Source organism: Rhodococcus sp. OK519 (assembly GCF_003051005.1).
GTDB lineage: Bacteria > Actinomycetota > Actinomycetes > Mycobacteriales > Mycobacteriaceae > Prescottella.
In genome coordinates, this window is the sequence record NZ_QAOW01000001.1 from 466,756 (window position 1) to 488,159 (window position 21,404).

Annotated in this window: 36 protein-coding genes; 29 read left to right on the plus strand and 7 right to left on the minus strand. The window is 64.9% G+C overall.

Features of this window, described 5'->3' with window-relative positions; all coding sequences use genetic code 11:
- Positions 1 to 52: 52 nt before the first annotated feature.
- The 6 genes from C8K36_RS02165 to C8K36_RS02190 all read right to left on the minus strand — a co-directional run bounded on the left by C8K36_RS02165 (position 53) and on the right by C8K36_RS02190 (position 5,437).
- Positions 53 to 988 carry an esterase/lipase family protein gene (locus C8K36_RS02165; protein ID WP_107982796.1) on the minus strand — a complete coding sequence of 312 codons (936 nt, stop codon included), beginning with the start codon at positions 986 to 988 and terminating at the stop codon, positions 53 to 55.
- Positions 989 to 1,173: 185 nt separating this feature from the next.
- The gene (locus C8K36_RS02170) at positions 1,174 to 2,022 is read right to left on the minus strand and encodes an ABC transporter permease (protein WP_181319325.1); all 849 of its coding nucleotides are present in this window, start codon (positions 2,020 to 2,022) and stop codon (positions 1,174 to 1,176) included.
- A 20-nt stretch (positions 2,023 to 2,042) separates the two neighbouring features.
- A complete protein-coding gene (locus C8K36_RS02175) occupies positions 2,043 to 2,906 on the minus strand; it encodes an ABC transporter permease (protein ID WP_107982798.1) in 864 nt (287 codons plus the stop codon).
- Positions 2,903 to 3,874: an ATP-binding cassette domain-containing protein gene (locus tag C8K36_RS02180; protein WP_107983700.1), complete on the minus strand. Its 972-nt coding sequence runs from the start codon at positions 3,872 to 3,874 to the stop codon at positions 2,903 to 2,905. The genes C8K36_RS02175 and C8K36_RS02180 overlap by 4 nt, the downstream gene beginning before the upstream one ends.
- Positions 3,875 to 4,070: 196 nt before the next feature.
- Complete coding sequence (locus tag C8K36_RS02185; RefSeq protein ID WP_107982799.1) at positions 4,071 to 4,772, minus strand: GntR family transcriptional regulator; 702 nt, start codon at positions 4,770 to 4,772, stop codon at positions 4,071 to 4,073.
- 185 nt (positions 4,773 to 4,957) lie between these two features.
- Positions 4,958 to 5,437, minus strand: a complete 480-nt coding sequence (locus tag C8K36_RS02190) for a hotdog fold domain-containing protein (protein WP_107982800.1) — start codon at positions 5,435 to 5,437, stop codon at positions 4,958 to 4,960.
- A 485-nt stretch (positions 5,438 to 5,922) separates the two neighbouring features.
- On the opposite strand from C8K36_RS02190, the gene rpsJ reads away from it, so the two are divergent.
- The 24 genes from rpsJ (at position 5,923) to map (ending at position 18,524) form a co-directional block, all read left to right on the plus strand.
- Positions 5,923 to 6,228: a 30S ribosomal protein S10 gene (gene rpsJ, locus C8K36_RS02195; RefSeq protein WP_003938093.1), complete on the plus strand. Its 306-nt coding sequence runs from the start codon at positions 5,923 to 5,925 to the stop codon at positions 6,226 to 6,228.
- Positions 6,229 to 6,256: 28 nt separating this feature from the next.
- Complete coding sequence (gene rplC, locus C8K36_RS02200) at positions 6,257 to 6,910, plus strand: 50S ribosomal protein L3 (protein ID WP_107982801.1); 654 nt, start codon at positions 6,257 to 6,259, stop codon at positions 6,908 to 6,910.
- Complete coding sequence (gene rplD, locus C8K36_RS02205) at positions 6,907 to 7,572, plus strand: 50S ribosomal protein L4 (RefSeq protein ID WP_107982802.1); 666 nt, start codon at positions 6,907 to 6,909, stop codon at positions 7,570 to 7,572. The genes rplC and rplD overlap by 4 nt, the downstream gene beginning before the upstream one ends.
- Positions 7,569 to 7,874 (plus strand): 50S ribosomal protein L23, encoded by a 306-nt coding sequence (rplW, locus tag C8K36_RS02210; RefSeq protein WP_005518367.1) that lies wholly within the window; start codon positions 7,569 to 7,571, stop codon positions 7,872 to 7,874. The genes rplD and rplW overlap by 4 nt, the downstream gene beginning before the upstream one ends.
- A gap of 40 nt (positions 7,875 to 7,914) precedes the next feature.
- Entirely contained in the window at positions 7,915 to 8,751 is an 837-nt protein-coding gene (gene rplB / locus C8K36_RS02215) for a 50S ribosomal protein L2 (protein ID WP_107982803.1), read from the plus strand.
- A 13-nt stretch (positions 8,752 to 8,764) separates the two neighbouring features.
- On the plus strand, positions 8,765 to 9,046 hold the full coding sequence (gene rpsS / locus C8K36_RS02220) for a 30S ribosomal protein S19 (RefSeq protein ID WP_005518370.1): 282 nt from the start codon (positions 8,765 to 8,767) through the stop codon (positions 9,044 to 9,046).
- Complete coding sequence (rplV, locus tag C8K36_RS02225) at positions 9,043 to 9,447, plus strand: 50S ribosomal protein L22 (protein ID WP_107982804.1); 405 nt, start codon at positions 9,043 to 9,045, stop codon at positions 9,445 to 9,447. The genes rpsS and rplV overlap by 4 nt, the downstream gene beginning before the upstream one ends.
- Positions 9,447 to 10,247, plus strand: a complete 801-nt coding sequence (rpsC, locus tag C8K36_RS02230) for a 30S ribosomal protein S3 (protein ID WP_107982805.1) — start codon at positions 9,447 to 9,449, stop codon at positions 10,245 to 10,247. Before rplV ends, rpsC begins: the two co-directional genes overlap by 1 nt.
- A gap of 3 nt (positions 10,248 to 10,250) precedes the next feature.
- Positions 10,251 to 10,667 (plus strand): 50S ribosomal protein L16, encoded by a 417-nt coding sequence (gene rplP / locus C8K36_RS02235; protein WP_107982806.1) that lies wholly within the window; start codon positions 10,251 to 10,253, stop codon positions 10,665 to 10,667.
- Positions 10,667 to 10,903, plus strand: a complete 237-nt coding sequence (rpmC, locus tag C8K36_RS02240) for a 50S ribosomal protein L29 (protein WP_107982807.1) — start codon at positions 10,667 to 10,669, stop codon at positions 10,901 to 10,903. The genes rplP and rpmC overlap by 1 nt, the downstream gene beginning before the upstream one ends.
- Entirely contained in the window at positions 10,900 to 11,190 is a 291-nt protein-coding gene (rpsQ, locus tag C8K36_RS02245; RefSeq protein ID WP_107982808.1) for a 30S ribosomal protein S17, read from the plus strand. The genes rpmC and rpsQ overlap by 4 nt, the downstream gene beginning before the upstream one ends.
- A 170-nt stretch (positions 11,191 to 11,360) precedes the next feature.
- Complete coding sequence (rplN, locus tag C8K36_RS02250; protein ID WP_107982809.1) at positions 11,361 to 11,729, plus strand: 50S ribosomal protein L14; 369 nt, start codon at positions 11,361 to 11,363, stop codon at positions 11,727 to 11,729.
- Complete coding sequence (gene rplX, locus C8K36_RS02255) at positions 11,729 to 12,046, plus strand: 50S ribosomal protein L24 (RefSeq protein WP_107982810.1); 318 nt, start codon at positions 11,729 to 11,731, stop codon at positions 12,044 to 12,046. Before rplN ends, rplX begins: the two co-directional genes overlap by 1 nt.
- A gap of 1 nt (position 12,047) precedes the next feature.
- A complete protein-coding gene (rplE, locus tag C8K36_RS02260) occupies positions 12,048 to 12,614 on the plus strand; it encodes a 50S ribosomal protein L5 (RefSeq protein WP_107982811.1) in 567 nt (188 codons plus the stop codon).
- Positions 12,615 to 12,618: 4 nt separating this feature from the next.
- Positions 12,619 to 12,804: a type Z 30S ribosomal protein S14 gene (locus C8K36_RS02265; protein ID WP_107982812.1), complete on the plus strand. Its 186-nt coding sequence runs from the start codon at positions 12,619 to 12,621 to the stop codon at positions 12,802 to 12,804.
- A gap of 168 nt (positions 12,805 to 12,972) precedes the next feature.
- Positions 12,973 to 13,371 carry a 30S ribosomal protein S8 gene (rpsH, locus tag C8K36_RS02270; RefSeq protein WP_107982813.1) on the plus strand — a complete coding sequence of 133 codons (399 nt, stop codon included), beginning with the start codon at positions 12,973 to 12,975 and terminating at the stop codon, positions 13,369 to 13,371.
- 14 nt (positions 13,372 to 13,385) lie between these two features.
- Positions 13,386 to 13,925 carry a 50S ribosomal protein L6 gene (rplF, locus tag C8K36_RS02275; protein WP_107982814.1) on the plus strand — a complete coding sequence of 180 codons (540 nt, stop codon included), beginning with the start codon at positions 13,386 to 13,388 and terminating at the stop codon, positions 13,923 to 13,925.
- A 1-nt stretch (position 13,926) separates the two neighbouring features.
- Complete coding sequence (gene rplR / locus C8K36_RS02280) at positions 13,927 to 14,334, plus strand: 50S ribosomal protein L18 (protein ID WP_107982815.1); 408 nt, start codon at positions 13,927 to 13,929, stop codon at positions 14,332 to 14,334.
- 31 nt (positions 14,335 to 14,365) lie between these two features.
- Entirely contained in the window at positions 14,366 to 15,013 is a 648-nt protein-coding gene (gene rpsE, locus C8K36_RS02285) for a 30S ribosomal protein S5 (protein ID WP_107982816.1), read from the plus strand.
- Positions 15,013 to 15,192: a 50S ribosomal protein L30 gene (rpmD, locus tag C8K36_RS02290; RefSeq protein ID WP_107982817.1), complete on the plus strand. Its 180-nt coding sequence runs from the start codon at positions 15,013 to 15,015 to the stop codon at positions 15,190 to 15,192. Before rpsE ends, rpmD begins: the two co-directional genes overlap by 1 nt.
- A 2-nt stretch (positions 15,193 to 15,194) precedes the next feature.
- Positions 15,195 to 15,635 carry a 50S ribosomal protein L15 gene (gene rplO / locus C8K36_RS02295; RefSeq protein WP_107982818.1) on the plus strand — a complete coding sequence of 147 codons (441 nt, stop codon included), beginning with the start codon at positions 15,195 to 15,197 and terminating at the stop codon, positions 15,633 to 15,635.
- A gap of 221 nt (positions 15,636 to 15,856) precedes the next feature.
- A complete protein-coding gene (gene secY, locus C8K36_RS02300) occupies positions 15,857 to 17,179 on the plus strand; it encodes a preprotein translocase subunit SecY (RefSeq protein WP_107982819.1) in 1,323 nt (440 codons plus the stop codon).
- Positions 17,176 to 17,721, plus strand: coding sequence for an adenylate kinase (locus C8K36_RS02305; protein WP_107982820.1), 546 nt, complete (start codon positions 17,176 to 17,178; stop codon positions 17,719 to 17,721). The genes secY and C8K36_RS02305 overlap by 4 nt, the downstream gene beginning before the upstream one ends.
- Positions 17,721 to 18,524, plus strand: a complete 804-nt coding sequence (gene map / locus C8K36_RS02310; protein ID WP_107982821.1) for a type I methionyl aminopeptidase — start codon at positions 17,721 to 17,723, stop codon at positions 18,522 to 18,524. Before C8K36_RS02305 ends, map begins: the two co-directional genes overlap by 1 nt.
- Positions 18,525 to 18,598: 74 nt before the next feature.
- Here the strand turns inward: map and dtd are convergent, their stop codons facing one another.
- The gene (dtd, locus tag C8K36_RS02315; protein ID WP_107982822.1) at positions 18,599 to 19,036 is read right to left on the minus strand and encodes a D-aminoacyl-tRNA deacylase; all 438 of its coding nucleotides are present in this window, start codon (positions 19,034 to 19,036) and stop codon (positions 18,599 to 18,601) included.
- Between the two features lie 237 nt (positions 19,037 to 19,273).
- On the opposite strand from dtd, the gene infA reads away from it, so the two are divergent.
- From infA to rpsD, 5 genes are all read left to right on the plus strand, one after another.
- Positions 19,274 to 19,495, plus strand: a complete 222-nt coding sequence (gene infA, locus C8K36_RS02320; protein ID WP_003418601.1) for a translation initiation factor IF-1 — start codon at positions 19,274 to 19,276, stop codon at positions 19,493 to 19,495.
- Positions 19,496 to 19,572: 77 nt separating this feature from the next.
- Entirely contained in the window at positions 19,573 to 19,686 is a 114-nt protein-coding gene (gene rpmJ / locus C8K36_RS02325) for a 50S ribosomal protein L36 (RefSeq protein ID WP_003938068.1), read from the plus strand.
- A 218-nt stretch (positions 19,687 to 19,904) separates the two neighbouring features.
- Positions 19,905 to 20,273 carry a 30S ribosomal protein S13 gene (gene rpsM / locus C8K36_RS02330; protein WP_107982823.1) on the plus strand — a complete coding sequence of 123 codons (369 nt, stop codon included), beginning with the start codon at positions 19,905 to 19,907 and terminating at the stop codon, positions 20,271 to 20,273.
- Positions 20,273 to 20,686 carry a 30S ribosomal protein S11 gene (gene rpsK / locus C8K36_RS02335; RefSeq protein ID WP_107982824.1) on the plus strand — a complete coding sequence of 138 codons (414 nt, stop codon included), beginning with the start codon at positions 20,273 to 20,275 and terminating at the stop codon, positions 20,684 to 20,686. The genes rpsM and rpsK overlap by 1 nt, the downstream gene beginning before the upstream one ends.
- Positions 20,687 to 20,712: 26 nt before the next feature.
- Positions 20,713 to 21,318: a 30S ribosomal protein S4 gene (rpsD, locus tag C8K36_RS02340; protein WP_107982825.1), complete on the plus strand. Its 606-nt coding sequence runs from the start codon at positions 20,713 to 20,715 to the stop codon at positions 21,316 to 21,318.
- Positions 21,319 to 21,404: the final 86 nt, after the last annotated feature.

Below are 21,404 nucleotides of genomic sequence, written 5' to 3' on the forward strand. Positions count from 1 at the left end.
GCACAGGTGACCGATCATTCCGGAGGGGAACCGGCCACCTGTGGGTTTCACGTCAGCAGTGGACCGCGCCGGGCAGGCTCGGGTCCAGTGCTCGCCGTACCAGGAAGACCGAGCGCGGATCGTCGAGGAGCCCCACATGCGAGACGCTCGCCGCCGGGCAACTGTCCTGGATCCATTGGTTGAGGACGGACGACCCGGGGGCGGGGACCAGGAACGACCCTTCGGGCGGCGTGACGACCGTGTCGCTGCGGGACGCGATGACCCGGTAGTCGATACCGGGCATCGTCTCGCGGCCGGCATTGAGGTCGGAGAGAAACTTCGATCCGATCATCTGCTGATACGTGGCCACCCCGAAGCCCACGCCGGCGAGCCATTCGTTGGTCGGCTCGTCGGTGAGTCGCAGCGAGGTGAAGGCGTCGACGAAGGTTTGCAGGCCGCCGAACGTCGTGCCGTGTGTCGTGGGGCCCAGCATCACCAGGCTGCGGATCTTGTTGCGCGACGGATCACCCTGATCTGCACCACCTTCGAACCGGAGGTACTGTCTCGTCATCGTTCCGCCCTGGGAATGGCCGACGACGTCCACCTGTGCGGCGCCGGTCCGTCCCCGGACCGCATCGACGAAGCCCGCCAGCTCACGCGCCGAGGCACGGATGTCGCCGCGACCCCACGCGCCCGTCGCCCGGCCGTAGTCCAGGGCGAAGACGCAGTAGCCCTCGCGTTGCAATGTGGGGGACAGCGTGCCCCAGCTGCGCATGTCCATGCCGGTGCCGTGGACGAGGATCACCGGACGTGGGTGTCGCGCGGTGGGGCGGCAGTTCCAGTCGTTGGCGCCGGGGGGAGGTATGGGCGAGGCGAGAGCCGACGGTAGGTCGGCTCGGCCCAGCCCTGGATTCGCTGTCGCGGCGGGCGGTGGAAAACCGAGTGCGCCGAGGAAGACCACAGCCGCGGCCGCGAGGAATCTCGCCGCCGGACGCCGCCGAAGAACCATTCGGATGCTCCTGGAGAACAGAAAAGGGGAGGGATGAAGCGCAGCGGACGAAAACCCAACCCTCTGAACTCACTGAAACAAATATCAGATGAAACGCACATCCGCGCCCTGGACGGGGCGAACGTGGAATGGATTCCGGACGGCCCGGTTCCCGGTACGGACCCAGATGCGAATGCCGGGGCGGATCAGCCGGTGGCCGCGGCGCGCCGGTAGCCGCGGATCGCCGGGTAGACGAACACCGCGATCATTCCGAGCGACCAAGCCAAGGTCTGCATCACGGGTATGAACACCGGTCCACCGAGGGCAAGCCCGCGCATCGCGTCGATCGCACACGACATCGGCTGCGCTGCGACCACCGGTTGCAGCCATGTCGGGTATGCCATCACAGGGACGAATCCCGAGTTGAAGAACATCAGGAGTGTGCAGCCGATCGAGACGAGCTCGACCAACGGCGCATCGCCGGAGACCGTCGCGAGAGCGGTCACCATCATGGCGAACCCCATCCCGAAGATGATCGGAAGGATGAGTAGCAGGACGCTCGGCAGGAAGCCTTGGGTGAGACGGAATCCGAGCGCAATTCCCACGATGAGGATCACGATGGTCGTCACCAGGACACGAATTGCCTCGGCCATCATTCGGCCGACCAGTCCGGCAGCCCGATGGATCGGCAGCGTCCAGAATCGGGACAGCAGGCCGGTCTTGCGCTCGACCTTCAGTCCGACCGCGCTGACGATCGACCCGAACATGGCGCCGATCAGGATGATCATCGGGACCTGGCCGTAGATGGCGGCCTGTCCGGTCGCCGCGGTGACGGTGTTGCCGATGACGATGCGGAACATGACGAGCGTCAACGCCGGGTACAGGAGTGCCTGGATCATCGTGGACGGATCGCGCGACCAGCGCGTCAACAGGCGTTTGCACTGGATGAGGCTGTGTCCCCACAGTGCTCGGAGCGACGACTCCGGCCACGGCTGGGTGGGCGCCGGAAAGTCGAACGCATCGGGTGCGATCACCGAAGTGTTCGTGGAGGTCATCGTCGATTCCTGGAACTCGCTCATTTTCGCCTCAAACTCGCCCACACGGCCAACGGTGCGAAGACCACGATCAGCCCCACACACCAGGCAACCGCGGGAAACAGGGTCGACGTATGGACCCCGCCCTCGGCCATGTCACGCATCGCGTACGAGAACTGGGAGATCGGCTGATTACGGACGAACGGACGGATCCATTCGGGGAAACCGGTCTCGGGCACGAAACCGCACGACAGCATGCCGAGGATCAGCTGAGGCAATGTCAGTGCCTGCGCGGTGGCCTCCGGCGACTTCGACAGCGTCCCGATCGCGTCGGCGCCGAGTGACAGGGCGAGGCTGATCGCCAAGGCGAAAAGGCAGAACAAGGCGGCCTGGGCCACGCCTGCACTGAAGCGGAACCCGATGGCGTAGCCGTAGCCCAGCGCGGCCGTCAGGGACAGTGCTGAGCGGACGAGGCCGCTCGTCATCCGCGACAGCAACGGAACCGGGCCGGCCACCGGCATGGTCTTCAAGCGCGTAGTCAGCCCGTGCAGCGCTTCCACCGAGGCGAGCTGGGACGCCGAGATCGCGGTGAAGGCCATGGCCTGCAGCACGATGATCGGCATCAGGAACTGGGCGTAGTCGATTCCCTGAAGCTTCATCACGAACTTCAGGGGAAGGTAGAAACCGATCGTGAAGATCAGCGGCGCGACGAGAGCCACCGCGAGTTCGCCCGTCTTCGCCATCGTCTTGAGGGTCCGGCCGGTCAGCGCGAGCCACTGCTGGAAACCGTTGGGGTCGGGTCGTCGATGTGAGCCGATCCGCCTGGCCGACACCGTCAGCGAGGACTGTCTGGCGCTCGCGGACATCGCGATTCCGTTGGCGGCGCTCTTCGCCGGCGAGGTCATCGGCTGCTCTCCGGCGCCGAGTGGCCGGTCAACGACAGGAAGACGTCGTCGAGCGACGGGCGGCGGAGCGCGATGTCGGCCAGCTCGATACCGGCCGCGTCCAGTCGGCGCAGCGCCTCGGACAACGTCGAGGCGCCGTCGGGTGCCGGGATCGACAATCGGTCGTCGCCCGGGGCGATCTCGGCCCGGGTCTCCGGAGGCACGAGATTGCCCAGCGCATGCACAGCCCACGGCAACTTCTGCGGATCGAGCGGGACAACCTCGCAGAAGCTGCCGCCCGTCCGAGCCTTGAGCTGGTCCGCGGTGCCCTCTGCGATCACCGCGCCCCGGTCGATGACGATGATGTTGTCGCTGAGCAGATCGGCCTCTTCGAGATACTGCGTGGTCAGCAGCACCGTGATGCCCTGTTCCTTGAGTGCGGTCACGAGCGACCAGACGCCCTGACGGCTGCGGGGATCGAGACCGGTGGTGGGCTCGTCCAGGAACACGACTTCGGGACGGACGACGAGGCCACACGCGATGTCGATCCGTCGGCGCATACCGCCGGAGTAGTGGCGGACGGCGCGCTTGCCGGCGTCGAGCAGATCGAACTCGTCCAGCAGCGCCTGGGCGCGCTGCTTGGCGGACCCGCGGTCCAGACCCATCAGACGGCCGAACAGTTCGATGTTCTCCCGCCCCGAGAGAGTTTCGTCGAGGGCGGCGTACTGGCCCGTCATCATGATCGACCGCCGGACCTCCGCAGCGTGCGCGACGACGTCGTGACCGGCCACCATCGCACGCCCGCTGTCGGGACGCAGCAGCGTCGACAGCACCTTGACGGCAGTGGTCTTGCCGGCTCCGTTGGGGCCGAGAATGCCCAGAACCGTTCCGCGTTTGGCTTCGAAGCTGACCCCTTGGAGGGCCTTGACGTCACCGAAGGATTTGTGGACGTCGTCGACCAACACAGCTGCGTCCTGGAATATGGGCATCGACACTCCGCTAGTTCACCTGGGTTGGATGGCTGACCGCCAATCAGGGTCCACGTGTCCATCCGTCCACGTGTACTCCCTCCGCTTCCCGGGAATGTTACCTGGCAGCCGAGCGTCGCGAGCCCCATGCGGCTTCGAGCCCGCCGGGCGGCACACGAGCAGGGGGCGAGACGTTCGACGCTGGTAGCCCGACGCGTCAGTCCCAGATTCCGACCGACTCCAGGTGTCGAACCAGGCGCGTTGCGCCGTCGTCGAAATGAGCACGGGTCTCGGCCGCGACTGCGGCGCGGTCGCCCGCGACCAGGGCGTTGATCACGCGGGTGTGACTCGCCACCGCGTCATCGCCCCACTCCCGATCCGACGAATAGAAGTGAACGGGCGTGTATCGGGTGGCGCCCATCAGGAACCAGGAGAGCTTCCGCGCGCCCGCGAGCCGGTTGAGGATGCGGTGGAAGGCGAACTCCAGCTCTTCGATTCGTGCGGCATCGCCGAGTTCCACCGCACGCCGCAGCTGATCGTTGACGTCGGTCAGTTCGGCGGCGACGTCGTCGTCCATGCAGTCGACGGCCCGGGTGGCCAACTCCTCGGCGATGCGGCCCTGCAGCCAGAACACGTCGTTGACGTCGTCCCGACTCAGAGGGGCGACCACGTATCCACGGTGGGGGACCAGTTCGACCAGTCCCTCGCCGCGCAGGGTCAGCAGTGCTTCCCGCACCGGGGTGACGCTCACGCCGAGCTCCGCGGCGGTCTCGTCGAGTCGGATGAAGTCACCGGGGCGAACCCCACCCGACATGATCACGTTCCGCACGTGCACCGCGACGTCGTCGGACAGCTGCGGTCGACGGCGGAGGTTGCCCGCGGATCGGGGGGAGACCGAGCGAGCTGCGGGCGGGGTCATGGGTACTCCTCTGCGGGGTGCGCGTGCCCGCCTCGGTCAGCCGCGACCGGACCTGGTGAATCCGACTCCGGTCCGGGCTGGTGTGATGCGCGCAACAATCGGATCGGATCAAATATATCGGGCGCCATGCGCGGGGGCGGCACGTGGTCGTGGAGGTCTGGCGGGGCTACCGGGGCAGCCCCGCGTCAGGCGGGGGTGACCCAGACGGTGATGTCGGCCCGTACGACTTCCGCGCCTGTGCGGTCGGTGATCGAGACCGGAATCGTCAGTTCCGTGCCCTCTGTGATCGAGGTGAAGTCCGGGATCGCCTCGAGCGTGGCGTACGCCCGCAGCCGTGACTCTGCCTTCGTGAGGTAGCGGACGTTCATCGACTTGGGGATCCATCGATGCGTCGATGGCACCGTTGCCTCGGCGAGCATGCCCATCGCGGCCTCGGCGAGATTGCACGCAGCGATCGCGTGGAAAGTCCCGATGTGATTGTGGACGCCCCACCACTTGGGGGCCGAGACCTCGCACCGGCCGGGCTCGAGGCGCTCCACCCTGGGGAGCACTGTCGCGAAATACGGGACCCGCACGCACATGCCGATCGAGAACAGTGCGCGCCCGAATCCGTTGGCGGGCAACTTCTGCCAACTTCGGTACGTGGCGGTGGGGGTCGTCGTCATGGCCGAAACCTTACTCTGCGGTAAGTTCCTGGTGTCGGATTTGGCGGCTGACCTCGGACGTCGAGGGGGCTGCGATTTGAACTCTGGGGTCCGCTACGGCATACTGATCGGGTTGCCTTGACCGGGACGCGATCCGTTGCGACCCGAGTCGGGCTGGATGAACGTCGAGCATCAGGTCGAAAGTCCTGGTCACGGCGAGTGCAAGACGGAAGCAGTACCCAAGCTTTGCACCCCTCGCGGGTGCATTCGGTCCGGGTTTCCGCGGCTCCTGGAAGATGATTCCGGGGCCCGGGAATGGACGGCCGGGCGACACGCCCGACCGCGTGGACCGGAGAACCATGACACATGAACAGCGGCAGCGGATCGAGTATGTCTCGGTCGCCATTCCAATGTTCGTGTCGTGTTTCAGCTCGAGGGCTGTGCAGACGAGGTAGCCCCCGGCTCGTTCGGGTTCTACGAAACGCGGCAAGAAAAGGACACTAAGCGTGGCGGGACAGAAGATCCGCATCAGGCTCAAGGCCTATGACCATGAGGCGATCGATGCGTCAGCGCGCAAGATCGTCGAGACGGTGACCCGTACCGGGGCCCGCGTGGTCGGCCCGGTGCCGTTGCCTACCGAGAAGAACGTGTACTGCGTCATCCGCTCGCCGCACAAGTACAAGGACTCGCGCGAGCACTTCGAGATGCGTACTCACAAGCGGCTGATCGACATCCTCGACCCGACGCCGAAGACGGTTGACGCGCTCATGCGCATCGACCTTCCGGCCAGCGTCGACGTGAACATCCAGTGAGCTTGGGAAGACGCAGCGGAGATATCAAATGACTAATCAGATCAAGGGAATCCTGGGCACCAAGCTCGGCATGACCCAGGTCTTCGACGAGAACAACCGGGTCGTCCCGGTCACCGTCGTCAAGGCTGGGCCGAACGTCGTCACCCAGATCCGCACCGAAGAGCGTGACGGCTACAGCGCCGTGCAGCTGGCGTTCGGCGCCATCGACCCCCGCAAGGTGAACAAGCCGACTTCCGGTCAGTTCGCCAAGGCCGGCGTCACCCCGCGTCGCCACGTCGTCGAGTTCCGCGTTGCCGACGCCTCCGAGTACGAGGTCGGCCAGGAACTCACGGCCGAGGTCTTCGAGGACGGCGCATACGTCGACGTCACCGGCACCAGCAAGGGCAAGGGCTTCGCCGGCACCATGAAGCGTCACGGCTTCGCCGGCCAGGGCGCCTCGCACGGTGCACAGGCTGTCCACCGTCGCCCGGGTTCCATCGGTGGCTGTGCCACCCCCGGTCGCGTGTTCAAGGGCATGCGCATGTCGGGCCGCATGGGCTCCGACCGCATCACGACGCAGAACCTCTCGGTCCACAAGGTGGATGCCGAGAACGGTCTGCTGCTGATCAAGGGTGCGATCCCCGGCCGCAAGGGTGGCCTCGTGATCGTCAAGACCGCAGTGAAGGGTGGTGCGTCGGCATGACCGAGACCGCAACCAAGCTGACCCTCGACGTCAAGGCTGCCGGTGGCAAGACCAACGGCACCGTCGATCTCCCCTCCGAGATCTTCGACACGACCGCGAACATCGCACTGATGCATCAGGTCGTCGTCGCGCAGCTCGCTGCGGCACGTCAGGGAACGCACTCCACCAAGACCCGCGGCGAGGTTCGCGGTGGTGGCAAGAAGCCGTACCGCCAGAAGGGCACCGGCCGCGCACGTCAGGGCTCGACCCGTGCGCCGCAGTTCGCCGGCGGTGGCGTCGTCCACGGCCCGCAGCCGCGTGACTACTCGCAGCGCACCCCCAAGAAGATGAAGGCTGCCGCACTGCGTGGCGCCCTCTCGGACCGGGCTCGCAGCGAGCGCATCCACGTGATCACCGAACTGGTTGCCGGGCAGGTCCCGTCCACCAAGTCGGCGAAGTCGTTCCTCGGCGAGATCTCCGACCGCAAGAAGTTCCTGCTGGTCGTCGGTCGCGAGGACATCGCAGCGTGGAAGAGCGTCCAGAACCTGGAAGGCGTGCATCCCATCGCACCCGACCAGCTCAACACCTATGACGTGCTCAACAGCGATGACGTCGTCTTCAGCCTCGAGGCTCTGAACGCCTTCATCGCGGGCCCGGCCAAGAACGAGGAGGAGAGCAAGTGACCACCATCGCCGACCCCCGCGACATCTTGCTGGCCCCGGTCATCTCGGAGAAGTCCTACGGACTGATCGAGGAAGGCACCTACACCTTCCTGGTGCACCCGGACTCGAACAAGACGCAGATCAAGATTGCCGTCGAGAAGGTCTTCGGCGTCACCGTGACCAGCGTCAACACCGCCAACCGTCAGGGCAAGCGCAAGCGGACCCGCTTCGGTTACGGCAAGCGCAAGGACACCAAGCGCGCGCTCGTGACCCTCTCGGCCGACAGCAAGCCCATCGAGATCTTCGGAGGCCCGGTCGCGTAAGCGTCTGGGACTTGACGAGATATAGAGGACGAGAAGACTCATGGCAATCCGTAAGTACAAGCCGACTACCCCGGGCCGGCGCGGCTCGAGCGTCTCGGACTTCGCCGAGATCACTCGGTCGACGCCCGAGAAGTCGCTGGTTCGCCCGCTGCACGGCCGTGGTGGTCGTAACGCCCACGGTCGCATCACCACCCGTCACAAGGGTGGCGGTCACAAGCGCGCCTACCGCTTGATCGATTTCCGTCGTAACGACAAGGACGGCGTGCCGGCCAAGGTCGCTCACATCGAGTACGACCCCAACCGCACTGCTCGTATCGCGCTGCTGCACTTCGCGGACGGCGAGAAGCGCTACATCATCGCCCCCAAGGGCCTGGTGCAGGGCGCCCCGATCGAGTCCGGCGCAGGCGCCGACATCAAGCCGGGCAACAACCTGCCGCTGCGCAACATCCCCACCGGTACCACGATCCACGCTGTGGAGCTGCGTCCGGGTGGCGGTGCCAAGATGGCCCGTTCCGCCGGCGCCAGCATCCAGCTGCTGGGCAAGGAAGGCCCCTACGCCACGCTGCGTATGCCGTCCGGTGAGATCCGTCGCGTCGACGTGCGCTGCCGCGCCACCGTCGGCGAGGTCGGCAACGCCGAGCAGTCGAACATCAACTGGGGCAAGGCCGGCCGCATGCGGTGGAAGGGCGTCCGCCCGACCGTCCGTGGTGTGGTCATGAACCCCGTCGACCACCCGCACGGTGGTGGTGAGGGTAAGACCTCCGGTGGTCGCCACCCGGTCAGCCCGTGGGGCAAGCCCGAGGGCCGCACCCGCAAGAACAAGGCGAGCGACAAGCTCATCGTCCGCCGTCGCCGTACCGGCAAGAACAAGCGCTAGGAGGGAGTGAAGGATGCCACGCAGCCTGAAGAAGGGCCCGTTCGTCGATGACCACCTCCTTGCGAAGGTGGACGTGCAGAACGAGAAGGGCACCAAGCAGGTCATCAAGACCTGGAGCCGTCGTTCCACGATCATTCCGGACTTCATCGGTCACACGTTTGCCGTCCACGACGGACGCAAGCACGTTCCGGTGTTCGTCTCGGATTCGATGGTTGGCCACAAGCTCGGAGAGTTTGCACCGACCAGGACGTTCAAGGGACACATCAAGGACGACCGGAAGAGCAAGCGTCGATGAGTACTGAAACCCAGAACCCCACCGCGAAGGCGGTCGCGCGCCACGTGCGTGTGACCCCCATGAAGGCGCGTCGTGTCGTGGACATCGTCCGCGGCAAGTCGGTTGACGACGCTCTGGCAATCCTCAAGTTCGCGCCGCAGGCCGCAGCCGAGCCGGTCGCGAAGGTGATCGCCAGCGCAGCTGCCAACGCGCAGAACAACCTGAACCTCGATCCCTCCACGCTCGTCGTCGCGACGGCGTTCGTGGACGAGGGTGCGACCCTCAAGCGGTTCCAGCCGCGCGCACAGGGCCGGGCCTTCCGGATCCGTAAGCGTTCGAGCCACATCACGGTCATCGTTGAGAGCCGGGCGAATGTGTCCGCTTCAGCGGGTCGTAACCGCCGGAAGGGAAGTGGTCAGTAGTGGGCCAGAAGATCAACCCGCACGGCTTCCGCCTCGGCATCACGACCGACTGGAAGTCGCGCTGGTACGCAGACAAGCAGTACGCGGAGTACGTCAAGGAAGACGTCGCGATCCGTAAGCTCCTCGCCACCGGCATGGAGCGCGCGGGCATCGCGAAGGTCGAGATCGAGCGCACCCGTGATCGTGTGCGTGTGGACATCCACACCGCACGTCCGGGCATCGTCATCGGTCGCCGCGGCGCCGAGGCCGATCGCATCCGCGCAGAGCTCGAGAAGCTGACCGGCAAGCAGGTCCAGCTGAACATCCTCGAGGTCAAGAACGCCGAGGCCGAGGCTCAGCTCGTGGCACAGGGTGTCGCCGAGCAGCTCTCGAACCGCGTTGCGTTCCGTCGTGCGATGCGCAAGGCCATTCAGTCGGCCATGCGTCAGCCGAACGTCAAGGGCATCCGCGTGCAGTGCTCGGGTCGCCTCGGCGGCGCCGAGATGAGCCGCTCGGAGTTCTACCGTGAGGGTCGTGTCCCGCTGCACACGCTGCGTGCTGACATCGACTACGGCCTGTACGAGGCCAAGACCACCTTCGGTCGCATCGGCGTGAAGGTCTGGATCTACAAGGGCGACATCGTCGGCGGCAAGCGTGAGCTGACCGCCGCCGCTGCGCCGGCCGAGCGCCCGCGTCGCGAGCGCCCGAGTCGTCCGCGTCGCTCCGGTGCCACCGGCACCACCGCGACCAGCACCGAGGCCGGTCGCGCTGCGTCCGCCACCGCCGATGCACCCGCTACGACCGAGCAGAAGGAGGGCTGACGCATGTTGATCCCGCGGAGGGTCAAGCACCGCAAGCAGCACCATCCGAGCCGTTCGGGTGCCGCCAAGGGCGGGACCCAGGTGGCCTTCGGTGAGTACGGCATCCAGGCTCTCGAGCCGGCCTACATCACCAACCGGCAGATCGAGTCCGCTCGTATCGCCATGACCCGGCACATCAAGCGTGGCGGCAAGATCTGGATCAACATCTTCCCGGATCGCCCGCTCACCAAGAAGCCGGCCGAAACCCGAATGGGTTCCGGTAAGGGTTCGCCCGAGTGGTGGATCGCGAACGTCAAGCCCGGACGGGTGATGTTCGAGATGAGCTACCCGAACGAGGAGATCGCCCGCGAGGCTCTGCGTCGCGCGATGCACAAGCTCCCGTGCAAGTGCCGGATCGTCACGAGGGAGGAGCAGTTCTGATGGCAACCACCAGCCCTGCTACAGAGCTCCGCGAGTTGACCGACGAAGAGTTGGTCACCAAGCTCCGCGAGGCGAAGGAAGAACTGTTCAACCTTCGTTTCCAGATGGCCACCGGTCAGCTGGACAACAACCGCCGGCTGCGCACGGTCCGTCACGAGATTGCGCGCATCTACACCGTCCTGCGTGAGCGTGAGCTCGGCCTGGCCTCTGGTCCGGACGCAGGTGACGCGGCATGAGTGAGGAAAAAGCAGTGAGCACCAACAACACTGAAGAGCGCGCGAGTCGTAAGGTCCGTGTCGGATACGTCGTGTCCGACAAGATGGAGAAGACGATCGTGGTCGAGCTCGAAGACCGCGTCAAGCACAAGCTCTACGGCAAGATCATCCGCCGTACGACCAAGGTGAAGGCGCACGACGAGAACAGCACCGCCGGCGTCGGCGATCGCGTTCAGCTGATGGAGACCCGTCCGCTGTCCGCGACGAAGCACTGGCGTCTTGTCGAGGTCCTCGAGAAGGCCAAGTAAGAGCCGAAGAGTGTATCCAGTACGATGGTGGGGTTGCCCTGCGAAAGCAGTGGTGGCCCCACCATCGGCGGGTACGGACCGCGCGCGTCGGGTCGGAAATCTGCCGCGCAAGATTTGGTGACTCGCGTGCGAGGTGCCACATCGAAACAAGCCAGGTCAAGGAGAAGTAAGTGATTCAGCAGGAGTCGCGACTGCGCGTCGCCGACAACACGGGTGCCAAGGAGATTCTCTGCATCCGCGTTCTCGGTGGCTCGTCTCGTCGCTACGCCGGGATCGGCGACATCATTGTCGCCACCGTCAAGGACGCGACCCCGGGTGGAAACGTGAAGAAGGGCGAGGTCGTCAAGGCCGTCATCGTCCGCACCACCAAGGAGCGCCGTCGTCCGGACGGCTCGTACATCAAGTTCGACGAGAACGCTGCCGTCATCATCAAGGCGGACAACGATCCGCGCGGCACCCGTATCTTCGGACCCGTCGGCCGTGAGCTGCGCGAGAAGAAGTTCATGAAGATCGTCTCGCTCGCCCCGGAGGTGCTGTGATGAAGGTGCACAAGGGTGACACCGTGCTGGTCGTCTCCGGCAAGGACAAGGGCGCCAAGGGCAAGGTCATTCAGGCCTACCCGGCGACCAACAAGGTCCTCGTCGAGGGCGTGAACCGCATCAAGAAGCACACCGCGGTCTCCGCTAACGAGCGTGGCGCCTCCTCCGGCGGCATCGTGACGCAGGAAGCCCCGATCCACGTTTCCAACGTCATGGTCGTCGACTCGGAGGGTAACCCCACTCGCGTGGGCTACCGCACCGATGACGAGTCCGGCAAGCGCGTTCGCATTTCCCGGAAGAACGGGAAGGACATCTGACATGACCTCCACTGAGAACAAGATCCAGCCGCGTCTGAAGACTCGCTACCGCGCGGAGATCCGTGACGCGCTGAACGCCGAGTTCGAGTACGCGAATGTCATGCAGATCCCCGGCGTCGTCAAGGTCGTCGTGAACATGGGTGTCGGCGACGCCGCCCGTGACGCGAAGCTGATCAATGGCGCGGTTGCCGATCTGGCTCTGATCACCGGTCAGAAGCCCGAGATCCGCAAGGCCCGCAAGTCCATCGCGCAGTTCAAGCTGCGTGAAGGCATGCCGATCGGTGCGCGCGTCACGCTGCGCGGCGACCGCATGTGGGAGTTCCTGGACCGTCTCGTGTCCATCGCGTTGCCCCGTATCCGCGACTTCCGCGGCCTGTCGGGCAACCAGTTCGACGGCAACGGCAACTACACGTTCGGCCTCAACGAGCAGTCGATGTTCCACGAGATCGACGTGGACAAGATCGATCGTCCGCGCGGTATGGACATCACCGTCGTGACCACCGCCACCAACAACGAAGAAGGCCGTGCGCTGCTCAAGCACCTCGGCTTCCCGTTCAAGGAGAACTGAGCCCATGGCTAAGAAGGCACTGGTCAACAAGGCCAACAAGAAGCCGAAGTTCGCGGTGCGCGCGTACACCCGCTGCCAGAAGTGCGGTCGTCCGCACGCGGTGTTCCGCAAGTTCGGTCTGTGCCGTATCTGCGTTCGCGAGATGGCACACGCAGGCGAGCTGCCGGGCGTTCACAAGAGCTCCTGGTAACCAGCCACAACAGACTTCCGGTCCGCATCCGCGGAACGGTGAAGGTAAGAACCACTTCGTTGTAGGCCCACGATCGGGCCGGCCCCGTTCCTTCCGACAAGTCGGGGGAGCGGGGTCGGTGCCGGTGTTGCATGGGAACCCCAACGAGAAAGGTGCACAGGTCAACTCATGACCATGACTGATCCGATCGCAGACTTCTTGACGCGTCTGCGTAATGCCAACTCGGCGTACCACGATGAGGTGAAGCTGCCGCACTCGAAGATCAAGGCGAACATCGCCGAGATCCTCAAGCGTGAGGGCTACATCGCGGAATACCGCACCGAGGACGCCGAGGTCGGCAAGACGCTGATCGTCGACCTCAAGTACGGCCCGAGCCGCGAGCGTAGCCTCGCCGGCATCCGCCGTGTTTCCAAGCCCGGTCTGCGCGTTTACGCGAAGTCCACCAACCTGCCCAAGGTTCTGGGCGGCCTCGGCGTGGCCATTATTTCCACGTCGTCCGGTCTGCTCACGGATCGTCAGGCGGCCAATCAGGGAGTGGGCGGGGAAGTCCTCGCCTACGTCTGGTAAGGGAGGCCACCAGAATGTCGCGTATTGGAAAGATTCCGGTCGCCGTCCCCGCGGGCGTCGACGTGACCATCGCCGGCCAGGATGTCGCGGTCAAGGGGCCCAAGGGCTCGCTGTCGCTGACCATCGCCGAGCCGATCTCGGTCGCTAAGGGTGAGGACGGTGCCCTCGAGGTCACCCGTCCCGACGACGAGCGTCGCAGCCGTGCGCTGCACGGTCTGTCGCGCACCCTCGTGCAGAACATGATCGTCGGTGTGACCGCTGGTTACACCACCAAGATGGAGATCCACGGTGTCGGTTACCGTGTGGCGCTGAAGGGGCAGGACCTCGAGTTCGCTCTCGGCTACAGCCACGCGGTCCCGATCGAGGCTCCGGAGGGCATCACCTTCGCTGTCGAGTCGCCGACCCGATTCTCGATCACCGGCATCGACAAGCAGAAGGTCGGCCAGATCGCGGCCAACATCCGCCGCCTGCGGAAGTCCGACCCGTACAAGGGCAAGGGCATCCGCTACGAGGGTGAGCAGGTCCGTCGCAAGGTCGGAAAGACGGGTAAGTGATATGAGCCAGACTGCAAACCAGAAAGCCAAGCGGATTCCGCTCGGCAAGGACGCGTCCACGACGCGTCGTCTGTCGAAGGCGCGTCGTCACTTCCGTCTCCGCAAGAAGGTCTCCGGCACCCCGGAGCGTCCCCGCCTGGTGGTGAACCGCTCCGCGCGGCACATCCACGTGCAGCTGGTGGACGATCTGGCCGGCAAGACCCTCGCCTCTGCGTCGACCATCGAAGCCGACGTGCGTGCGGTGGACGGCGACAAGAGCGCTCGCGGTGCCAAGGTCGGTCAGTTGATCGCCGAGCGCGCCAAGGCGGCCGGCGTGGAGACCGTGGTCTTCGACCGCGGTGGCCACACCTACAGCGGCCGTATCGCGGCCCTGGCAGATGCTGCTCGCGAAGGCGGGTTGAAGTTCTGATGACCAACATTAACAACGGAAGGAATGCCTGATGCCGGGACGTCAAAGGCGTGACGGCGGAAGCGGACCCGCCGGACAGAATGGCCCGAACCAGGGCGGCGACAACCGTGGCGGTGGCCGCGATCGTCGTGACAACCGTCGCGACAACGCGGCCGAGAAGTCGAACCACATCGAGCGCGTTGTCTCCATCAACCGCGTGTCGAAGGTCGTCAAGGGCGGTCGTCGCTTCAGCTTCACCGCTCTCGTGATCGTGGGCGACGGCAACGGACTCGTCGGCGTCGGCTACGGCAAGGCCAAGGAAGTTCCCGCGGCCATCCAGAAGGGCGTCGAGGAAGCTCGCAAGAGCTTCTTCCGCGTGCCGCTGATCGGCAGCACCATCACTCACCCCGTCCAGGGTGAGGCGGCTGCCGGCATCGTCATGCTGCGTCCGGCCAGCCCCGGTACCGGTGTTATCGCCGGTGGCGCGGTGCGTGCCGTGCTGGAGTGCGCGGGTGTCTCCGACATCCTCGCCAAGTCGCTCGGTAGCGACAACGCCATCAATGTTGTGCACGCGACGGTTGCCGCCCTCAAGGGTCTGCAGCGTCCGGAAGAGGTTGCAGCCCGTCGTGGCCTGCCCCTCGAGGACGTTGCCCCGGCCGGCATGCTCCGCGCTCGTGCACAGGCTGGGAGCGTGAAGTAATGGCACAGCTCAAGGTCACCCAGGTCAAGAGCACCATCGGTTCGAAGCAGAACCAGCGGAACAGCATGCGCACCCTCGGACTGAAGGGCATCCGTCAGTCCGTCGTCCGCGAGGACAACGCGCAGAACCGTGGTCTGATCAACGTTGTGCGCCACCTCGTCACGGTTGAGGAGGTCTAACCATGACCATCAAGTTGCACCACCTGCGTCCTGCCCCCGGCGCCAAGACCGACAAGACTCGCGTCGGTCGCGGTGAAGGCTCGAAGGGTAAGACCGCCGGTCGCGGTACCAAGGGCACCAAGGCCCGCAAGAACGTTTCGGCCGCCTTCGAGGGTGGACAGATGCCGCTTCACATGCGTCTGCCCAAGCTCAAGGGCTTCAAGAACGCGTTCCGTACGGAGTACCAGGTCGTCAACGTCGGCGATATCGCCCGTCTGTTCCCCGAGGGTGGACAGATCGGTGTTGCCGAGCTTGTCGCCGCGGGCGCCGTTCGCAAGAACGAGCTCGTGAAGGTGCTCGCCGAGGGCGACATCACGGTTGCCGTTCAGGTCACCGCGAACAAGTTCTCGGGCTCTGCGAAGGAAAAGATCGCCGCTGCCGGTGGTACCACCACCGAGCTGTGATCTCGTTCGTCTGATCGCAAGAATGGCCGTAACACCGTCCCTCGGGGCGGTGTTACGGCCATTCTTCGTTCAGCGGTATTCCGGTACAGGCATACTGGTGAGCGGACAGCCCGTGACGGGGCTGTAATTTCATGTGTCACTGTTAGAGTTCTAGAGTTCTGCAATCAACCGGACGGACCAATAGGTTCGCTTCCCTGTCAGTCGTGCGCCCAGGAGGATCTTTGCTTTCCGCCTTTGTCTCGGCCCTCAGGACGGTAGACCTGAGGCGGAAGATTCTCTTCACACTCGGTCTGGTCGCCCTGTATCGCCTCGGCGCGACGCTGCCGTCCCCGGGTGTCGACTACGGAAACGTCCGTGCCTGTATCGACCAGGTTTCCGGGGGTGAGTCGGCCGGCATCTACTCGCTGATCAACCTGTTCTCCGGCGGTGCGTTGCTGCAGCTGTCGGTGTTCGCGATCGGCATCATGCCGTACATCACGGCGAGCATCATCGTCCAGCTCCTCACGGTCGTCATCCCGAAGTTCGAGGAACTCCGCAAGGAGGGCCAGTCGGGCCAGGCGAAGATGACGCAGTACACGCGCTATCTGTCGATCGCGCTCGCGATCCTGCAGTCGACCGGCATCGTCGCGCTCGCGGCACGCGGTCAGCTGCTGCAGGGCTGTAGTCAACCGATCATCGCGGACGAGAGCGTTTTCGGCTTGATCATCATCGTGTTGGTGATGACGGCCGGTGCCGCGCTTGTCATGTGGTTCGGCGAGCTGATCACCGAACGCGGCGTCGGCAACGGTATGTCGCTGCTGATCTTCGCGGGTATCGCCTCGCGTATCCCGTCCGAGGGCAAGGCCATCCTCGACAGCCGCGGTGGCCTGACCTTCGCGCTCGTGTGTGTCGCCGCTCTGGCCATCATCGCGGGTGTCGTGTTCGTGGAGCAGGGTCAGCGTCGCATCCCCGTCCAGTACGCAAAACGCATGGTCGGACGTCGGATGTACGGCGGTTCCTCGACGTACTTGCCGCTCAAGGTGAACCAGGCCGGCGTCATCCCCGTGATCTTCGCGTCGTCCCTGCTGTATCTGCCGAACCTCATCGCGCAGCTCACCGGGTCCAACACGAGCACCGACCCGAGTTGGTGGCAGCGGTTCATCAACGAGTACCTGGTGAACCCGGCCAACCCGGTCTACATCCTGATCTACTTCGGCATGATCGTCTTCTTCACCTACTTCTACGTCGCGATCACCTTCAATCCGGAGGAGCGCGCGGACGAGATGAAGAAGTTCGGCGGGTTCATCCCGGGTATCCGCCCGGGACGTCCCACGGCCGACTACCTGAACTACGTACTGAGCCGTATCACGCTGCCGGGCGCCATCTACCTCGGCACCATCGCTGTCCTGCCGAATCTGTTCCTCGACATCGGCAATTCGGGCGGTGTACAGAACCTGCCGTTCGGCGGTACTGCGGTGCTGATTATGGTCAGTGTGGGCCTCGATACCGTGAAGCAGATCGAGAGCCAGCTTATGCAGCGAAACTATGAAGGGTTCCTCAAGTGAGACTTGTCCTCCTTGGTCCTCCCGGTGCCGGTAAGGGCACCCAGGCCGCGATTCTGTCGGAGAAGCTGGGCGTTCCGCACATCTCCACCGGAGACCTCTTCCGTGCGAACATCGGGCAGCAGACTCCACTGGGCCTCGAGGCCAAGAAGTACCTCGACGCCGGCGACCTGGTTCCGAGCGAGATCACGAACAACATGGTGAAGGCGCGCGTCGCCGAGCCCGACGCCGCCAACGGTTTTCTGCTCGACGGCTTCCCCCGTACGGTCGATCAGGCGAAGGCGCTCGAGGGCATCCTCGAAGGCCTGGACGCCAAGCTCGACGGTGTGCTCGCGTTCGATGTGGACGACGACGTCGTGGTCGAGCGGATGCTCTCGCGCGGTCGCGCCGACGACACCGAGGACGTCATCCGTAACCGCATGCGTGTCTACCGCGAGGAGACGGCGCCACTGCTCGACTACTACGCCGGCCAGATCGTCACCGTCGATGCTGTCGGCGCTGTCGACGAGGTCAACGCACGCGCCCTGGCCGCGCTGGGTAAGTAATGGCGTTCGGTCGCAAGCGCAAGGTCGTTCCGTTCCGCACGGCGGGTGAGCTCGACGCCATGGCGGCGGCGGGCGCGATCGTCGGTGCCGCCCTCGTGGCGGTGCGGGACGCGGCCAAGCCCGGAGTCAGCACGCTCGAGTTGGACCGGGTCGCCGAATCCGTCATCCGCGACGCCGGTGCTGTGCCGTCGTTCCTCGGTTACCACGGGTTCTCCGGTTCGATCTGCTCGTCGGTCAACGACCGAGTGGTGCACGGCATCCCGTCAGCGGACGACATCCTCGTCGAGGGTGATCTCGTGTCGATCGACTGTGGAGCAATCCTCGACGGTTGGCACGGCGATTCGGCGTGGACGTTCGGCGTCGGTCAGCTCAGCGAGGCGGATGCCCAGTTGAGCGAGGCGACACGGCTGTCGATGGAAGCCGGGATCGCGGCGATGGTCGAGGGCAATCGCCTCACCGACGTCTCGCATGCGATCGAGTTGGGGACGCGTGCCGCGGAGTCGGCGCACGGTCGTTCCTACGGCATCGTCGACGGCTACGGCGGTCATGCGATCGGCCGTGAGATGCACATGGATCCGTTCCTTCCGAACGAGGGTGCACCCGGCAAGGGCCCGCACCTGGTGATCGGATCGGTCCTCGCGATCGAGCCGATGCTCACGCTCGGGACGTACGAGACCGAGGTTCTGGGTGACGACTGGACCGTGGTGACCACGGACGGCAGTCGTGCCGCCCACTGGGAGCACACGGTCGCCGTCACCGAGGACGGTCCGCGAATCATGACTCTCCGGCCTGGCGGCAACTGAGCGGAACTTTCTCGATAGACACCGAGCGGGCAGCGACCAGTCGTTGCCCGCTCGGTGTTTTTGCGTTCCCGGCGTCAGCCCTCGAGAAGGACGGTCACAGGACCGTCGTTGACGAGGCTCACCCGCATGTGCTCGCCGAAGCGGCCGACCTCGACCATGGCGCCTAGTTCACGCAGCGCGGAACCGAACGCGTCGACGAGGGGTTCGGCGACCGCGCGCGGTGCGGCGGGTGACCACGACGGCCGTCGACTCTTGCTGGTGTCGGCCATGAGAGTGAACTGGCTGACGACGAGTACGGGTGCTTCGACGTCGGACGCGGACTTCTCCTCGTCGAGGATCCGAAGGCGCCACACCCGGCGCGCGAGGTTCGCTGCGGCGATGGGATCGTCGCCGTGTCCGACACCGAGGAGAACGAGCAGGCCCTGCCCGCCGTCGGGAGGCGAGATTCGGGCGACCTCCTCGCCGTCGACTTCGACGGCCGCCGATGTGACTCGTTGGACCAGGGCGCGCATCTGGTTGTCTCACTCCTTCGGGCTCTGACCGGGGGCGACTCGAGCCGTCATTTGGCCTGGTAGGCAAATGCCGGTAGGATGGATAAACGGTGCGCCCTGCGTATCGGTTGTTTGCGTGTCCGACCTCGTGTCGGAGAGTCGCTCTCGGCCGGAAACTTCCGCAGAGCCACCGCTGTAGCGGATACCGGTGACGGTAACCGATGCACCCATTACGCCACTCAACGGATCGCGGAGGACATGGCTAAGAAGGACGGGGCCATCGAGGTCGAGGGACGAGTAGTCGAACCGCTGCCCAATGCGATGTTCCGCATTGAGCTCGAGAACGGCCACAAGGTCCTCGCACATATCAGCGGAAAGATGCGTCAGCACTACATTCGTATTCTTCCCGAGGACCGCGTCGTCGTGGAGCTGTCGCCCTACGACCTGTCGCGTGGACGCATCGTTTACCGCTACAAGTAAAAGCTTCCCCGGCCACAACCGGCCGGGGACAACTGTGTCCGCCGTCCGGTGGACAGACAACAGGAGATCAGACGCACGTGAAGGTTCAGCCTAGCGTCAAGAAGATCTGCGAGAAGTGCAAGGTGATTCGCCGTAACGGGCGCGTCATGGTGATCTGCGAGAACCTGCGTCACAAGCAGCGTCAGGGTTAATCCCAGCAGCACACGGCTACTTCTAGATCTGCTTGGCAACAAGCGCAAAAGAAGACCTCTCAGCACCAACCACTACCCGGGCCCAGGGAATTGTCCCGAAGGCAGGTAGCGGTCTACCCCCGGCACGGAGGCCGGGGCCCCACTGCGATTCGAACGCGGAGTCTTATACGCAGGGGACGGACTGGGAGCAGACCTCCGAACACCGATAGGAATGCCACATGGCACGTCTCGCAGGTGTCGATCTTCCTCGCGAAAAGCGCATGGAGATCGCACTGACCTACATCTACGGCATCGGCCGTACCACCTCCAAGGAGATCCTGACTGCGACGGGTGTCAACCCGGATCTGCGCAGCAAGGATCTCACGGACGAGGACCTCGCGAAGCTCCGCGAGTACATCGAGGAGTCGGTGAAGGTAGAGGGTGACCTGCGCCGCGAGGTGCAGGCGGACATCCGCCGCAAGATCGAGATCGGCTGCTACCAGGGCCTGCGCCACCGTCGTGGTCTGCCCGTGCGTGGACAGCGCACCAAGACCAACGCCCGTACCCGTAAGGGTCCGAAGCGCACCGTCGCAGGGAAGAAGAAGTAATGCCTCCGAAGTCACGTAGCACCGGTCCCAAGAAGACCCAGAAGGCGCGTCGCAGGGAAAAGAAGAACATCCCGCACGGTGCCGCTCACATCAAGAGCACCTTCAACAACACGATCGTGTCGATCACCGACCCGGCCGGCAACGTCATCTCCTGGGCGTCGTCGGGCCACGTGGGCTTCAAGGGCTCGCGTAAGTCGACGCCGTTCGCTGCTCAGCTGGCTGCCGAGAACGCTGCCCGCAAGGCGCAGGAGCACGGCGTGAAGAAGGTCGACGTCTTCGTGAAGGGTCCGGGCTCGGGCCGCGAGACGGCGATCCGCTCGCTGCAGGCTGCAGGCCTCGAGGTCGGCACCATCTCTGACGTCACCCCCCAGCCGCACAACGGCTGCCGCCCGCCCAAGCGGCGTCGGGTTTAAGTAGCGGGAAGGATAGGTAAAAGAACATGGCACGTTATACCGGACCCATCACCCGCAAGTCGCGTCGTCTGCGCGTCGACCTCGTCGGAGGCGACCAGGCATTCGAGCGGCGTCCTTACCCGCCGGGCCAGCACGGCCGCGCGCGCATCAAGGAGAGCGAGTACCTGCTCCAGCTGCAGGAGAAGCAGAAGGCTCGCTTCACCTACGGCGTCATGGAGAAGCAGTTCCGCCTGTACTACAAGGAGGCGAACAACCGCCCCGGTAAGACCGGCGAGAACCTGCTTCAGATCCTGGAGTCGCGTCTCGACAACGTCGTGTACCGCGCAGGCCTCGCTCGCACCCGCCGTCAGGCGCGTCAGCTGGTCTCGCACGGCCACCTTCTCGTGAACAACAAGAAGGTCGACATCCCCAGCTACCGCGTGTCGCAGTACGACATCATCGATGTCCGCGACAAGTCGCTGGCGACCCTGCCGTTCCAGGTTGCTCGTGAGACCCAGGGCGATCGCCCGATCCCGGGCTGGCTGCAGGTCGTCGGTGGACGCCTCCGCATCCTGGTGCACCAGCTCCCCGAGCGTGCGCAGATCGATGTTCCGCTGCAGGAACAGCTGATCGTCGAGTACTACTCGAAGTAAGGCGTAATACCTGGTAGCGGCCGGCCTCGGCGGGCCGCTACCAGGTCCCAAGCCTTTCCCATCGTGGGCGTCATATGGCGGACGCC

What these genes read in the sequence shown, in the direction of transcription:
- C8K36_RS02165 (WP_107982796.1), bottom strand. Translation starts at nt 988, where the DNA reads ATGGTTCTTCGGCGGCGTCCGGCGGCGAGATTCCTCGCGGCCGCGGCT.
- C8K36_RS02170 (WP_181319325.1), bottom strand. Translation starts at nt 2,022, where the DNA reads ATGACCTCCACGAACACTTCGGTGATCGCACCCGATGCGTTCGACTTT.
- C8K36_RS02175 (WP_107982798.1), bottom strand. Translation starts at nt 2,906, where the DNA reads ATGACCTCGCCGGCGAAGAGCGCCGCCAACGGAATCGCGATGTCCGCG.
- C8K36_RS02180 (WP_107983700.1), bottom strand. Translation starts at nt 3,874, where the DNA reads ATGCCCATATTCCAGGACGCAGCTGTGTTGGTCGACGACGTCCACAAA.
- C8K36_RS02185 (WP_107982799.1), bottom strand. Translation starts at nt 4,772, where the DNA reads ATGACCCCGCCCGCAGCTCGCTCGGTCTCCCCCCGATCCGCGGGCAAC.
- C8K36_RS02190 (WP_107982800.1), bottom strand. Translation starts at nt 5,437, where the DNA reads ATGACGACGACCCCCACCGCCACGTACCGAAGTTGGCAGAAGTTGCCC.
- rplC (WP_107982801.1), top strand. Translation starts at nt 6,257, where the DNA reads ATGACTAATCAGATCAAGGGAATCCTGGGCACCAAGCTCGGCATGACC.
- rplD (WP_107982802.1), top strand. Translation starts at nt 6,907, where the DNA reads ATGACCGAGACCGCAACCAAGCTGACCCTCGACGTCAAGGCTGCCGGT.
- rplB (WP_107982803.1), top strand. Translation starts at nt 7,915, where the DNA reads ATGGCAATCCGTAAGTACAAGCCGACTACCCCGGGCCGGCGCGGCTCG.
- rpsS (WP_005518370.1), top strand. Translation starts at nt 8,765, where the DNA reads ATGCCACGCAGCCTGAAGAAGGGCCCGTTCGTCGATGACCACCTCCTT.
- rplV (WP_107982804.1), top strand. Translation starts at nt 9,043, where the DNA reads ATGAGTACTGAAACCCAGAACCCCACCGCGAAGGCGGTCGCGCGCCAC.
- rplP (WP_107982806.1), top strand. Translation starts at nt 10,251, where the DNA reads ATGTTGATCCCGCGGAGGGTCAAGCACCGCAAGCAGCACCATCCGAGC.
- rpmC (WP_107982807.1), top strand. Translation starts at nt 10,667, where the DNA reads ATGGCAACCACCAGCCCTGCTACAGAGCTCCGCGAGTTGACCGACGAA.
- rpsQ (WP_107982808.1), top strand. Translation starts at nt 10,900, where the DNA reads ATGAGTGAGGAAAAAGCAGTGAGCACCAACAACACTGAAGAGCGCGCG.
- rplX (WP_107982810.1), top strand. Translation starts at nt 11,729, where the DNA reads ATGAAGGTGCACAAGGGTGACACCGTGCTGGTCGTCTCCGGCAAGGAC.
- rplE (WP_107982811.1), top strand. Translation starts at nt 12,048, where the DNA reads ATGACCTCCACTGAGAACAAGATCCAGCCGCGTCTGAAGACTCGCTAC.
- C8K36_RS02265 (WP_107982812.1), top strand. Translation starts at nt 12,619, where the DNA reads ATGGCTAAGAAGGCACTGGTCAACAAGGCCAACAAGAAGCCGAAGTTC.
- rpsH (WP_107982813.1), top strand. Translation starts at nt 12,973, where the DNA reads ATGACCATGACTGATCCGATCGCAGACTTCTTGACGCGTCTGCGTAAT.
- rplF (WP_107982814.1), top strand. Translation starts at nt 13,386, where the DNA reads ATGTCGCGTATTGGAAAGATTCCGGTCGCCGTCCCCGCGGGCGTCGAC.
- rplR (WP_107982815.1), top strand. Translation starts at nt 13,927, where the DNA reads ATGAGCCAGACTGCAAACCAGAAAGCCAAGCGGATTCCGCTCGGCAAG.
- rpsE (WP_107982816.1), top strand. Translation starts at nt 14,366, where the DNA reads ATGCCGGGACGTCAAAGGCGTGACGGCGGAAGCGGACCCGCCGGACAG.
- rpmD (WP_107982817.1), top strand. Translation starts at nt 15,013, where the DNA reads ATGGCACAGCTCAAGGTCACCCAGGTCAAGAGCACCATCGGTTCGAAG.
- rplO (WP_107982818.1), top strand. Translation starts at nt 15,195, where the DNA reads ATGACCATCAAGTTGCACCACCTGCGTCCTGCCCCCGGCGCCAAGACC.
- map (WP_107982821.1), top strand. Translation starts at nt 17,721, where the DNA reads ATGGCGTTCGGTCGCAAGCGCAAGGTCGTTCCGTTCCGCACGGCGGGT.
- dtd (WP_107982822.1), bottom strand. Translation starts at nt 19,036, where the DNA reads ATGCGCGCCCTGGTCCAACGAGTCACATCGGCGGCCGTCGAAGTCGAC.
- infA (WP_003418601.1), top strand. Translation starts at nt 19,274, where the DNA reads ATGGCTAAGAAGGACGGGGCCATCGAGGTCGAGGGACGAGTAGTCGAA.
- rpsM (WP_107982823.1), top strand. Translation starts at nt 19,905, where the DNA reads ATGGCACGTCTCGCAGGTGTCGATCTTCCTCGCGAAAAGCGCATGGAG.
- rpsK (WP_107982824.1), top strand. Translation starts at nt 20,273, where the DNA reads ATGCCTCCGAAGTCACGTAGCACCGGTCCCAAGAAGACCCAGAAGGCG.
- rpsD (WP_107982825.1), top strand. Translation starts at nt 20,713, where the DNA reads ATGGCACGTTATACCGGACCCATCACCCGCAAGTCGCGTCGTCTGCGC.